This window comes from Staphylococcus borealis (assembly GCF_001224225.1).
Taxonomy (GTDB): domain Bacteria; phylum Bacillota; class Bacilli; order Staphylococcales; family Staphylococcaceae; genus Staphylococcus; species Staphylococcus borealis.
Genome location: NZ_CUEE01000002.1, coordinates 299,519 through 312,839 on the forward strand (window position 1 = coordinate 299,519; position 13,321 = coordinate 312,839).

General features: G+C 34.3%; 11 protein-coding genes and 1 pseudogene. 11 read left to right on the plus strand and 1 reads right to left on the minus strand.

Going from position 1 to position 13,321, the window contains the following annotated elements:
- Nucleotides 1–112 precede the first annotated feature (112 nt).
- The 6 genes from AK212_RS04065 (at nt 113) to hfq (ending at nt 6,968) form a co-directional block, all read left to right on the plus strand.
- Nucleotides 113–931, plus strand: a complete 819-nt coding sequence (locus AK212_RS04065) for an MIP/aquaporin family protein (protein WP_053029354.1) — start codon at nt 113–115, stop codon at nt 929–931.
- A 117-nt stretch (nt 932–1,048) separates the two neighbouring features.
- Nucleotides 1,049–2,548 (plus strand): glycerol kinase GlpK, encoded by a 1,500-nt coding sequence (gene glpK / locus AK212_RS04070; protein WP_053029355.1) that lies wholly within the window; start codon nt 1,049–1,051, stop codon nt 2,546–2,548.
- A 152-nt stretch (nt 2,549–2,700) separates the two neighbouring features.
- Nucleotides 2,701–4,374, plus strand: a complete 1,674-nt coding sequence (locus tag AK212_RS04075) for a glycerol-3-phosphate dehydrogenase/oxidase (protein WP_053029356.1) — start codon at nt 2,701–2,703, stop codon at nt 4,372–4,374.
- A gap of 460 nt (nt 4,375–4,834) precedes the next feature.
- Nucleotides 4,835–5,758, plus strand: coding sequence for an alpha/beta fold hydrolase (locus AK212_RS04080; RefSeq protein WP_053029357.1), 924 nt, complete (start codon nt 4,835–4,837; stop codon nt 5,756–5,758).
- Between the two features lie 15 nt (nt 5,759–5,773).
- Entirely contained in the window at nt 5,774–6,772 is a 999-nt protein-coding gene (miaA, locus tag AK212_RS04085) for a tRNA (adenosine(37)-N6)-dimethylallyltransferase MiaA (RefSeq protein WP_053029358.1), read from the plus strand.
- Nucleotides 6,726–6,968, plus strand: a complete 243-nt coding sequence (gene hfq, locus AK212_RS04090) for an RNA chaperone Hfq (protein ID WP_053029359.1) — start codon at nt 6,726–6,728, stop codon at nt 6,966–6,968. The genes miaA and hfq overlap by 47 nt, the downstream gene beginning before the upstream one ends.
- A gap of 198 nt (nt 6,969–7,166) precedes the next feature.
- Here the strand turns inward: hfq and AK212_RS04095 are convergent, their stop codons facing one another.
- A complete protein-coding gene (locus tag AK212_RS04095; RefSeq protein WP_053029360.1) occupies nt 7,167–7,643 on the minus strand; it encodes a glutathione peroxidase in 477 nt (158 codons plus the stop codon).
- A gap of 121 nt (nt 7,644–7,764) precedes the next feature.
- Here AK212_RS04095 and hflX point away from each other — a divergent pair, with 121 nt between their 5' ends.
- The 5 genes and pseudogenes from hflX to AK212_RS13785 form a co-directional block, all read left to right on the plus strand.
- A complete protein-coding gene (gene hflX, locus AK212_RS04100) occupies nt 7,765–8,994 on the plus strand; it encodes a GTPase HflX (protein ID WP_371106765.1) in 1,230 nt (409 codons plus the stop codon).
- Between the two features lie 16 nt (nt 8,995–9,010).
- Nucleotides 9,011–10,249, plus strand: coding sequence for a methionine gamma-lyase family protein (locus tag AK212_RS04105; protein WP_053029362.1), 1,239 nt, complete (start codon nt 9,011–9,013; stop codon nt 10,247–10,249).
- Between the two features lie 386 nt (nt 10,250–10,635).
- A complete protein-coding gene (locus tag AK212_RS04110) occupies nt 10,636–11,001 on the plus strand; it encodes a MerR family transcriptional regulator (RefSeq protein ID WP_053029363.1) in 366 nt (121 codons plus the stop codon).
- Between the two features lie 20 nt (nt 11,002–11,021).
- The gene (gene glnA / locus AK212_RS04115) at nt 11,022–12,362 is read left to right on the plus strand and encodes a type I glutamate--ammonia ligase (RefSeq protein WP_053029364.1); all 1,341 of its coding nucleotides are present in this window, start codon (nt 11,022–11,024) and stop codon (nt 12,360–12,362) included.
- Between the two features lie 124 nt (nt 12,363–12,486).
- Nucleotides 12,487–13,321: pseudogene (locus tag AK212_RS13785) on the plus strand (minor capsid protein); the annotation flags it as partial.

Below are 13,321 nucleotides of genomic sequence, written 5' to 3' on the forward strand. Positions count from 1 at the left end.
CTTTCTGTATGATTTAAACAAGTTAATATTAAGATTAAGAGACGAAGAGATTTCTGCAATGCCTTTATTAGCGCTTTTGTAGGAATCTTTTTGTCTTATAGGAGGATTCATCATGAATGTTTATTTAGCAGAATTTTTAGGTACTGCTATTCTAATTCTTTTCGGTGGTGGCGTTTGTGCTAACGTTAATTTGAAGCGAAGCGCTGGTCAGGACTCTGACTGGATCGTTATTGCAGCAGGTTGGGGACTAGCTGTATCAATGGGTGTTTACGCAGTTGGGAAATTTTCAGGAGCACATTTAAATCCAGCGGTGACTATTGCTTTAGCGATGGATGGCGGTTTTAGTTGGGCGCAAGTACCAGGTTACATAATCTGTCAAATGCTTGGAGGTATTGTAGGTGGTGTGCTCGTTTGGTTAATGTATTTACCACATTGGAAAGCAACAGAAGATAAAGGTGCGAAGTTAGGTGTATTTTCTACAGCACCAGCAATTAAGAACTATTTTGCAAACTTTTTGAGTGAAATTATTGGTACAGCGATTCTTTGCTTAGGTATTTTATTTATTGGTGTTAATAAAATTGCCGATGGATTAAATCCGCTTATCGTTGGTGCCTTAATCGTTGCAATTGGACTAAGTTTAGGTGGTCCTACTGGATATGCCATCAATCCTGCACGTGATTTAGGACCAAGAATTGCACATGCAATGCTACCAATAGCTGGTAAAGGTGGTTCTAACTGGGGCTATGCAATAGTACCTGTATTGGGGCCTATTGCAGGAGGTATGTTAGGAGCAGTTATTTATAAAGTCTTCTACAAAGGACAATTTGATTTGATTTGTGCAGTTGGTATTTTACTAGTTATCGTTACATTAGTGCTTGGTTTGGCACTGAATAAAGCTAATAAATCAAATGATATTGAATCAATTTATTAATTAATATCTTACATTTATGATTATTTTTTTGGAAAAGTGCTATAACTATAGTACACTTCCTTAATATTTAAATTCTTTAACAATTGTTTATTCATATAGCAGAAAGGGAGAAAATTTATGGAAAAATACATCATGTCGATAGACCAAGGAACAACAAGTTCAAGAGCTATCTTATTTGATAAAGAAGGCGACATCAAAGGTGTTGCACAAAGAGAATTCAAACAATACTTCCCTAAATCAGGTTGGGTAGAACACGACGCTAATGAAATTTGGACTTCAGTATTAGCAGTTATGGCAGAAGTGTTAAATGAAAATGAAATTAACGCTGATCAAGTTGAGGGTATTGGTATCACAAACCAACGTGAAACGACAGTTATTTGGGATAAAAATACAGGACGTCCAATTTATCATGCAATTGTATGGCAATCTCGTCAAACACAAGCAATCTGTCATGAATTAAAAGAGCAAGGACATGAAGAAACGTTCCGTAATAAAACAGGTTTATTATTAGACCCATACTTTGCTGGAACAAAGGTTAAATGGATTCTTGATAACGTTGATGGCGCTAGAGAAAAAGCTGAAAATGGCGACTTATTATTTGGTACAATTGATACTTGGCTCGTGTGGAAATTGTCTGGTGGAGAAGCACATATTACAGACTATTCAAATGCGAGTCGTACACTAATGTATAATATTTATGATTTAAAATGGGATGAAGAACTTCTTGAATTATTAAGTGTACCTAAACAATTGTTACCAGAAGTTAAACCATCTAGTGAAATTTACGCACATACAAGAGACTATCATTTCTTTGGCCAAAAAGTACCGATTTCAGGTATCGCTGGTGACCAACAAGCTGCACTATTTGGACAAGCATGTTTCGAACGTGGAGATGTGAAAAACACTTATGGTACTGGTGGCTTTATGTTAATGAATACTGGCGAAGAACCAGTTAAATCTGAAAGTGGATTATTAACTACTATTGCGTATGGTTTAGATGGTAAAGTTAATTATGCACTTGAAGGCTCTATCTTTGTTTCAGGATCAGCAATCCAATGGCTACGTGATGGTTTAAGAATTATAAATTCAGCGCCTCAATCTGAGAACTATGCGACACGCGTTGACTCTACTGATAATGTTTATTTCGTACCAGCATTCGTTGGATTAGGTACGCCTTACTGGGATTCAGAAGCAAGAGGTGCCATCTTCGGTTTGAGCCGTGGTACTGAAAAAGAACACTTCATTCGAGCAACATTAGAATCATTATGTTATCAAACACGTGATGTTATGGAAGCGATGTCTAAAGATTCTAAAATTGAAGTGAACAATTTACGTGTTGATGGCGGTGCAGTTAAAAATAACTTTATCATGCAATTCCAAGCAGATATTGTTAATACTGCAGTAGAGCGCCCAGAAATTCAAGAAACTACAGCATTAGGCGCTGCTTATTTAGCGGGATTAGCAGTTGGTTTCTGGGATAGTAAAGATGAAATCGCAAATAGATGGCAATTAGAAACAGAATTTACACCACAGATGTCTGAAGAAGACAGAACTAAGTTATATAAAGGTTGGAAAAAAGCAGTTGAAGCTACTCAGGTCTTTAAATTAGAAGATTAATCTCTAAACATGGCTTAGTTTATTGAAGTGTGATATGATTAAATTAAGTTAATAAATTAGTCGAGATTTGAGAGACCTGTTTCATACAGTTTGATTCTGTATGGATAGGTCTCTCTTTTTTCACAAAAATAAAATATCGGAGGGGTATATTTATGGCTTTATCAACTTTAAATAGAGAAGTAATTAAGAAAAATTTGCAAAATGAAGAATATGATGTCGTAATCATCGGAGGCGGTATCACAGGTGCAGGGATTGCGTTAGATGCGTCTCAACGCGGTATGAAAGTAGCATTAGTAGAAATGCAAGATTTTGCTCAAGGTACAAGTTCACGTTCTACTAAATTAGTTCATGGTGGATTAAGATATTTAAAACAAGCACAAATCAAAGTTGTAGCTGAAACTGGTAAAGAACGTGCGATTGTTTATGAAAATGGTCCACACGTAACGACACCAGAATGGATGTTACTACCAATGCACAAAGGTGGTACTTTCGGTAAATTCACAACAAACTTAGGTTTAACAGCTTACGATCGCTTAGCCGGTGTAAAAAAATACGAACGTAAAAAAATGTTGAGTAAAAAACAAACATTAAACAAAGAACCATTAGTGAAAAAAGATGGTTTAAAAGGTGGCGGTTATTATGTTGAATACCGTACTGATGATGCGCGTTTAACAATTGAAGTTATGAAACGTGCCGAAGAAAATGGTGCGGAAGTTTTAAATCATACGAAATCAACCGATTTCATTTATGATGCAAAATCTAAAGTGAGAGGTATTGAAGTTCAAGATTTACTAACTGGTGAAATGTACCAAATCAATGCTAAAAAAGTTATTAACGCTGCAGGTCCTTGGGTAGATGAAGTTCGTAAAAAAGATTACACGCGTAACAATAAACAATTACGTTTAACTAAAGGTGTTCATGTTGTCATTGATCAATCTAAATTCCCGTTAAGACAAGCGGTTTATTTCGATACTGAAAAAGATGGACGAATGATTTTTGCTATTCCACGTGAAGGTAAAGCGTATGTCGGAACAACTGACACGTTCTATGATAATGACAAAACAAAACCATTAACAACACAAGAAGATAGAGACTATCTTATTGATGCGATTAACTATATGTTCCCAGACGTAAATGTAAAAGATGAAGATATCGAATCAACTTGGGCCGGAGTTAGACCGTTAATATTAGAAGATGGAAAAGATCCTTCTGAAATTTCACGTAAAGATGAAATATGGGAAGGTAAATCAGGTCTTTTAACAATTGCTGGTGGTAAATTAACAGGTTACCGTCACATGGCTTTAGAAATTGTCGATTTATTAGCAAAACGTTTAAAACAAGAATACAAATTAACATTTGATGATTGTAAAACGAAACATACACCGATTTCTGGTGGTGATGTAGGCGGAAGTGCAAACTTTGAAAATTACGTAGCACGTAAAGTTGAAGAAGGTAAGGCAATTGGTCTTCAAGCTGATGTTGCTGAACGTTTAGCTTCTAAATATGGTTCTAACGTTGATAAATTATTTAACATTGCACAAATAGCACAAGACAAAACATTAAATTTACCACTAGAAATGTACGTTGAATTAGTATATAGCGTTCAAAATGAAATGGTTTATAAACCAACAGATTTCTTAATTCGTAGAACAGGTAAATTGTATTTCAATATTAACCAAGTAAAACAATATAAAGATGCAGTCGTTGAAGAGCTTGCTAAATTACTGAATTATACTCAAAGTCAACGCAATGAATTTACTAAAGAAATTAATATTGCGATTGAAGAAGCAACACACGGCAATGAACAACTTGCAGTTCTAAAATAAAATTTAAAATGGATGTTTTGAGAATTTAACACATATATGCGTGTATTAAATGAAACATCAAAGTCATTAAAAATATGAATATTTAGTAACTGACTGAACTGAGCGCGTACTTAAATTAAGGTTTCTCAGTTCAAGTCATCCTTGCGGGGGTAGGACAACGATTTTAAAAAGAATTCTGTTCTACTCCCGCTTTAGTGTTTCAAAAGTAAGATTATTGGCGGAGACATCTCACCTAAGAGAATTTCATTGGGAAAGGTCACTAATATAGAGTGTGATTTTACAGGCAAAGTAAGATGGGTAGGACAACGATTTCAAGATGAATTCAGACTTGCTCCTATAAAGATGCAATTGAAGTTGTTAAAATGAGTCTAACAATTTGATAACATTAAGAATGACAGGTATATTTAAAGGAATATAGGACATTAAGGTTAAGTAATTAATTTTGCAAGGAGGCATATGCGTGAGTCAACAATCATTCAAAATTACCGTTGAAGACGGCACTATGATAGAAGTTAAAGTAGATAAAGCGAAGATAGCAACATTTGGTGTCGTTCATATCTTTCACGGAATGGCTGAGCATATGGATCGTTATGAATCACTTGTGCAGGCATTAACGCATCAAGGATACGATGTGATACGACACAATCATCGAGGTCACGGAATCGATATAGATGAAAGTGAAAGAGGTCATTACAATGACATGCATACCATAGCCCAAGATGCTTATGAAATAGCACAAACACTCCATAGTTCAGATAGCAATATTCCATATATCATTTTAGGACATTCAATGGGTTCAATTATTGCTCGTTTGTTTGTAGAGAAATATCCAGATGTTGCACAAGGCTTAATACTTACAGGTACTGGTCAGTATCCTAAATACAAAGGAATTCCAGCTATAATTGCATTAAAATTAATCACACTTATTTGTGGAAAGCGTAACCGATTAGAATGGGTGAATCAATTTGTTTATAAATCATTTAATAAGAAAATAGATCAACCTGAAACAAAGAGTGATTGGCTATCCTCTAAGCGTGATGAAATTAACAAATTTGTTAACGATGATTATACGGGTTTCTTAGTATCTAACCAATTAATCTATCAAACAGTGAAACATATGATAAGTACGGCTAATAATAAGCAACTCAAAAAAATGAACGCCCAGTTACCAATATTACTTATCTCTGGTAAGGAGGATCCATTTGGTGACTATGGTAAAGGTATACGGAAGTTGGGAAAAAAATTCAAACGTGCAGGTATCAACCATATAACAGTTCAACTTTATGCGAATAGAAGACATGAAATTTTATTTGAAGATGATAAGGAAATGATATGGACGCATATGTTTGACTGGATTCAGAAACAAGTAATAAAGAAAAATTGAAGTGAGGGATAACGATTGAACGACGTCAATAAACCATTTTTAGTGGTTATAGTAGGACCAACCGCGTCTGGTAAGACAGAATTGAGTATTGAATTAGCAAAACGCATCAATGGTGAAATCATTAGTGGGGATTCTATGCAAGTATATAAACAGATGGATATCGGTACAGCTAAGGTGACGAATGAAGAAATGGATAGCATCCCCCATTATATGATTGATATTTTAAATCCAGATGACTCATTTTCAGCGTATGATTTCAAACAACAAGCACAAAGTTTGATTAAAGATATAACTGCTAGGGGCAAGGTTCCTATTATAGCTGGAGGTACGGGATTATATATTCAATCATTAATTTATGATTATCCATTCGAAGATGAGAGCGTTTCAAAAGAAGTTGAAAAGCAAACCAAGTCTAAATTGCAAGCATTAGAATCATTGACTAATCAAGAAGTGCATGATTATTTGGCGACATTCGATCCACAATCAGCACAAGATATACATCCCAATAATAGAAAAAGGGTGTATAGAGCGATTGAATATTACTTAAATACAAAAAAACTTATAAGTTCTCGCAAGAAAGTGCAACAATTTATAGAAAATTATGATACATTATTAATAGGGATTGAAATGTCGCGCAAAACATTATATTCAAGAATAAATAAACGTGTAGATATTATGTTGGGCCACGGATTATTTAATGAAGTGAAGAACCTAGTAGAACAGGGTTATGAATCTACTCAAAGTATGCAAGCAATTGGATATAAAGAGCTGGTACCTGTTGTAAATGGTGAGTTATCAATAGACCAAGCAGTTGAAACATTAAAACAACATTCAAGACAATATGCTAAGCGACAATTGACATGGTTCAAGAATAAATTACATGTTCAATGGTTTGATAGAGAGACAATGACACTTCAAATGATGTTAGATGAGATTACAACCCAAATAAATAAAAGGAGTTCTAAACATGATTGCAAACCACAACATCCAAGATCAAGCACTAGAGAACTTTAAAGCACAACAAACAGAAGTTACAGTTTTCTTTTTAAACGGCTTTCAAATGAAAGGTGTTATTGAAGACTTTGACAAATATGTTGTCAGCTTAGTTTCTCAAGGTAAACAACATTTGATATACAAACATGCGATCAGCACATTTACTGTGGAAACTGAAGTTACAGATTCTAATGAACCAGTAAATAGTGAAGAATAAGTTGTAATTAAAGTGCAACGTTGCAAGTTCTTAAGAGCGTAGACAACGGTCTTAATGACAGTGTGACTTGTAATAAACTCATCATATTTTAGCACTTTTGACAAATAGAGGAATGTTTGTAATATAAAAAGCTACATTATAGAGTGAAATGATAACTCTATAATGTAGCTTTTTATCGTAGTTTAATTAAATGTTAATCTATAATAATTTTTCGATATCTTTTTCAATTTGAGCTGGTTTCTTTTGAGGAGAGAAACGACTCACGACATTTCCTTCACGATCAACTAAAAATTTTGTGAAGTTCCATTTAATTTTTTCGCTTAACATACCTTTAGCTGCGTCAGTTAAGAAGCGGAATAAAGGATGTTGATTTTCCCCTTTGACGTCCACTTTTTCATGGATTGGGAATGTTACGCCATAGTTAATTTTACAATTTTGGTTAGCTTCAGCACCTGAACCAGGTTCTTGCCCACCAAATTGATTACATGGAAAACCTAAAATAACAAAACCTTGGTCTTTATATTTCTCATACAATGCTTGTAAACCCTCAAATTGTGGCGTGAAACCACATTCACTTGCAGTGTTAACAATTAGCATTACTTTGCCTTTGTATTCTTCTAATTTATAATCTTCACCATTAGATTTTTGTACCACAAAGTCATATATATTTTCCATAGTATCACCCTTTCGATATAAGAATAATGTAACATAATTTTAGTAGATAGTCTTTGAATAGACACTGTGATAGAATATTTGAGAAACACATTAGAAGGAGATGTATAACGTGACACAGCGTATGACACACGCGACAAAGAAAAAGTTGGAAACTGCTGTATTAGTCGGTGTACATGCTCAAAATGATAATGAATTTAATTTCGATTCAACAATGGAAGAATTAAAAGCTTTATCATTAACTTGTCAGCTTGATGTTAAAGGACAGGTCACTCAAAATAGAGAACAAGTCGATCATAAGTATTACGTTGGTAAAGGTAAAATTGACGAATTAAAAGCTTTTATTGAGTTCCATGATATAGATGTCGTAGTGACCAATGATGAGTTAACTACCGCACAATCAAAAACATTAAATGATAATTTGGGCATAAAAATTATCGATAGAACACAGTTGATTTTAGAAATTTTTGCATTGAGAGCAAGTAGTCGTGAAGGTAAATTACAAGTAGAGTTAGCGCAATTAGATTATTTATTACCAAGACTTCAGGGGCATGGTAAAAGCTTATCACGACTTGGTGGTGGCATAGGTACACGAGGTCCTGGTGAGACGAAATTAGAAATGGATAGACGTCACATTCGTACACGTATGAATGAAATTAAACATCAATTACAAACTGTAGTAGAACACAGGGAACGTTACCGTAATAAACGCGAACAAAATCAAGTCTTTCAAATTGCGCTCGTTGGTTATACGAATGCAGGTAAGTCATCGTGGTTTAATGTATTATCAGGTGAAGAAACATTTGAGAAAGATTTACTCTTTGCGACGTTAGATCCTAAAACACGTCAAATTCAAATTAATGAAGGATTTAATTTAATTATTTCAGATACTGTTGGATTTATTCAAAAATTACCAACGACATTAATCGCTGCCTTTAAATCTACGTTAGAAGAAGCAAAAGGTGCAGATTTATTATTACATGTCGTAGATGCGAGTCATTCAGAGTACCGTTCTCAATATGATACAGTTAATCAATTAATTAATGATTTAGATATGAGTCACATACCTCAAGCAGTTATATTTAACAAGAAAGATCAATGTAGTGACAGTGATGATAGTCCAGTATCTGCATCACCATCCATTTTTGTCTCTAGTCGAGTTGAAGGGGATAAATCAAAGGTTAAGGCATTTTTAATCGCGCAAGTGAAAGCCGCATTGTCTTATTATGAAGAGAAGGTTCCTAGTACAAATGCAGATAGACTTTATTTCTTGAAGCAACATACGCTAATTGAAGAAATGAATTTTGATCCTAAAAATGAGGATTATGTGATTACTGGATATAAAAAACAATAAAAGGAAGTATGTAAGAATGTCAGATATTTCATCATTGGTTAAAGACGTAGAGGAAACGTTATCACCATATTTTAAACAAATAGAAGAAATTGCATATTTAAATCAAGAAAAAGTTTTAAATGCCTTTCATTACGTTAAAGCTACAGAAAGTGATTTAGTAGGGAGTACAGGCTATGGATATGATGATTTTGGTCGGGATCATCTTGAAGATATCTATGCCCATACATTTAAAGCTGAAGATGCGATTGTACGCCCACAAATAATTTCAGGCACACATGCGATTACTTTAGCGCTGCAAAGTACACTTAAATACGGCGATGAACTATTGTATATTACTGGAAGTCCATACGATACGTTACTTGAAGTGATTGGTGTAAATGGTAATGGTATTGAAAGTTTAAAAGAACATGGAATTGAATATAATGAAGTACCTTTAAAAGAAGGACAAATAGATATTCAGTCCACACTTGAAGCAATTTCAGAAAAGACAAAAGTAGTAGCCATTCAACGTTCCAAAGGCTATGACCAAAGACCTTCCATCGCTATCAAAGAAATTGAGACAGCAATTCAAGCTATTAAAGCACGATACCCAAATATTATAATCTTTGTGGATAATTGTTACGGAGAATTTGTCGAAGAACGTGAACCTATTGAAGTTGGTGCAGACTTGATAGCAGGTTCATTAATTAAGAATCCAGGTGGCGGTTTAGCTAAGATAGGTGGTTATATCGCAGGACGTAAAGATTTAATCGAACGTTGTGGCTATCGATTAACAGCGCCAGGAATTGGTAAAGAAGCAGGTGCATCATTGTATTCGTTACAAGAGATGTATCAAGGCTTCTTCTTAGCACCGCATGTAGTTAGTCAAAGCTTGAAAGGTGCATTGTTTACGAGCTTATTATTAGAAAAAATGAATATGCAAACAGTTCCTAAATATAATGTCAAACGTACGGATTTAATACAGACCGTACAATTTGATACGAAAGAACAAATGATAGCATTTTGCCAAAGTATACAACACGCTTCACCAATCAATGCACATTTCAGCCCGGAACCAAGCTATATGCCGGGTTATGAAGATGATGTAATTATGGCTGCTGGTACTTTTGTTCAAGGGTCTTCAATTGAATTGTCAGCAGATGGACCGATAAGACCGCCATATGAAGCCTATGTTCAAGGTGGATTAACTTATGAACATGTTAAACTAGCTGTTACTCGTGCAGTTACTAATTTGAAGGAACAAAGCTTAATATAGATGCTTAATGGGAGTGGTACAGAATTTTTTACATTCGTCGTCCGCTCCCATCTTGCTTTACTTGTGGAATTTCTTAATGAAATTCTCTTTGTTGGGGCACCGCCCGCAAGGATGACTAGAACTGAGAAGGCGCTTAAATTAAGCTTTTCTCAGTTCAGTCAGCTACTGCGAATTTGCGAAGTAGCACCATTATATTATTTATGTCACAGCCTCTTTTTTAAAAAATATTATATAAATTGAGTCTATATTACTTATTGAAAAGAGCTTGAAATTAATATTAAATATAGATTTGAAGTTTCTATGTAAGAAAACCTAACATATTTTTGTAATACGATTAAAACTATGCTAAATTAATATCAAGTTCAAAAGTAGAGGTGAGGTTATGAATGTCTAACGATAAAATCAGACGTAATATGGCCGTGTTCTCTATGAGTGTTGTTTGTAAATTAACAGAACTCACTGCAAGACAAATCCGCTACTATGAAACACATGAACTTGTTATGCCCGAGCGTACAGAAGGAAACAAGCGATTATTTTCGTTAAATGATTTAGAACGTCTTCTTGAAATTAAATCTTTGATTGAGAAAGGATTTAACCTTAAAGGGATCAAGCAAATCATAACTAATAATCAAGGGCATCTTACATCAGATGAACAAGAGATTAGAAAAAGAATGATTGTTGACGCAACGCAGAAACCACACGGTGAAGCTTTGCCAATAAATCGTGGCGATTTATCACGGTTTATTAAATAAATTTTTGGAGGATTTCTACCATGCCTAAACGTACATTTAGTAAAGACGATATTCGTAAGTTTGCAAAAGAAGAAAACGTTAGATACTTAAGATTACAATTTACAGATATCTTAGGTACAATCAAAAACGTTGAAGTACCAGTTAGCCAATTAGAAAAAGTATTAGATAACGAAATGATGTTTGATGGTTCATCAATCGAAGGTTTCGTACGTATCGAAGAATCTGACATGTATTTATGCCCAGATTTAGACACTTGGGTTATCTTCCCTTGGACTGCTGGTCAAGGTAAAGTAGCTCGTTTAATTTGTGATGTATATACGACTGATGGTGAACCATTTGCTGGTGACCCACGTAACAACTTAAAACGTGTGTTAAAAGAAATGGAAGATATGGGCTATACAGATTTCAACTTAGGGCCTGAACCTGAATTCTTCTTATTTAAATTAGACGAAAAAGGTGAACCAACATTAGAACTAAATGATAATGGTGGTTACTTCGATTTAGCACCAACAGACTTAGGTGAAAATTGCCGTCGTGACATCGTATTAGAACTTGAAGATATGGGATTCGATATCGAAGCAAGTCACCACGAAGTTGCGCCAGGACAACATGAAATCGACTTTAAATATGCAGATGCGATTACTGCTTGTGATAACATCCAAACATTTAAATTAGTTGTTAAAACAATTGCTCGTAAGCATAATTTACATGCAACATTCATGCCAAAACCATTATTCGGTGTTAACGGAAGCGGAATGCACTTCAACGTATCATTATTTAAAGGTAAAGAAAATGCATTCTACGATCCAAATGATGAAATGCAATTAACTGAAGATGCTTATCACTTTACTGCAGGTATCTTAAATAATGCACGTGGATTTACAGCTGTGTGTAACCCATTAGTAAACTCTTATAAACGTTTAGTTCCTGGTTACGAAGCACCTTGTTATATCGCTTGGAGTGGTAAAAACCGTTCGCCATTAGTACGTGTACCATCTTCAAGAGGATTATCAACTCGTATTGAAGTACGTTCAGTAGACCCAGCTGCTAACCCTTACATGGCATTAGCAACAATCCTACAAGCTGGTTTAGATGGTATTAAGAACAAAACTAAAGTTCCAGAACCAGTTAACCAAAATATTTATGAAATGAACCGTGAAGAACGTGAAGCTGTAGGTATCCAAGACTTACCTTCAACACTTTACACTGCTTTAAAAGCTATGCGTGAAAATGACACAGTTAAACAAGCGTTAGGTAATCACATTTACAATCAATTTATAAACTCTAAATCAATTGAATGGGATTATTATAGAACTCAAGTGTCTGAATGGGAACGCGATCAATACATGAAACAATATTAATTCGCTAAGCAAATCGGGGAAAGACTTAGTGGTATAAGGAGTTAAGGCATTGTGCCTTAGCTTCTTTTTTTGTTTAAAAAGTGGGCAACTAATAGATAAAATAGTTTCCTATTATACTAAAATGGGCAACTATTGGGCAACTAGATTATGGCAAGATATGGCTTTAGTTCAAAAAGAAGTGGAAAAAACGACGAGCAATGTATTACTTATAGGGAGACATCCTAATGAGTATGTATCTGAGTTTAAAAAGCAAACAAATTCCACTACTTATAATGCTGGTAGATTATTAGTTACTGAATCAGCACGTGTTCAGGCTGATATCTAAAAGAATTAGGTGAAGATGGCGAATATAAATATGTGGCCAAAATAGATAAAAAAAACATCTAGAATTTGGCACTCATTAAATGGCAAAGTATTTAAAGTTAAAGATATGATACCTGGCATAAATGCTCCACCTATGCACCCTTGGTGTGGAAGTACTACAGTGCCGCATGTGGGAAACTGGCGGGATAAATTCTTTAATGAGCGAAAAGGTAAGTATCAGACAGAGAATAAAGAATCAGGAAAAGAAAAAATACAAGAAAAAGCAAAAAAGAAATGCTTGATATGATACGTAATGGTAAAATAAAATTAGATATTAACCCAGAAAAACAAAATAGACATTCTTTAAATCATAATTTATATTTGAAAAATAAAATTTTGCATAAATAAATAATGAAAGATTACCAAGTTATACTACGTTATCTATTAATGAATCAAATAGATTAGTATAACAATACTCAACTTCTGGTAAAATCTTAATAAATAAAAATAGTATTAACCATAAAGAAATAATAAATTTCGAGAGAATTACAGGAAAGGCATTTATAGATGGAAAATATATTGAGATAACATTTGGTAAAGTGCATTATTCAAAAACAGGCTCTCATATAGTACCTTTCGTAAGTAAGGAGAAATAA

Excerpts from the sequence above, each read along its gene's own strand:
- AK212_RS04065 (WP_053029354.1), top strand. The coding sequence starts at position 113 with ATGAATGTTTATTTAGCAGAATTTTTAGGTACTGCTATTCTAATTCTT.
- glpK (WP_053029355.1), top strand. The coding sequence starts at position 1,049 with ATGGAAAAATACATCATGTCGATAGACCAAGGAACAACAAGTTCAAGA.
- AK212_RS04075 (WP_053029356.1), top strand. The coding sequence starts at position 2,701 with ATGGCTTTATCAACTTTAAATAGAGAAGTAATTAAGAAAAATTTGCAA.
- hfq (WP_053029359.1), top strand. The coding sequence starts at position 6,726 with ATGATTGCAAACCACAACATCCAAGATCAAGCACTAGAGAACTTTAAA.
- AK212_RS04095 (WP_053029360.1), bottom strand. The coding sequence starts at position 7,643 with ATGGAAAATATATATGACTTTGTGGTACAAAAATCTAATGGTGAAGAT.
- hflX (WP_371106765.1), top strand. The coding sequence starts at position 7,765 with ATGACACACGCGACAAAGAAAAAGTTGGAAACTGCTGTATTAGTCGGT.
- AK212_RS04105 (WP_053029362.1), top strand. The coding sequence starts at position 9,011 with ATGTCAGATATTTCATCATTGGTTAAAGACGTAGAGGAAACGTTATCA.
- AK212_RS04110 (WP_053029363.1), top strand. The coding sequence starts at position 10,636 with ATGTCTAACGATAAAATCAGACGTAATATGGCCGTGTTCTCTATGAGT.
- glnA (WP_053029364.1), top strand. The coding sequence starts at position 11,022 with ATGCCTAAACGTACATTTAGTAAAGACGATATTCGTAAGTTTGCAAAA.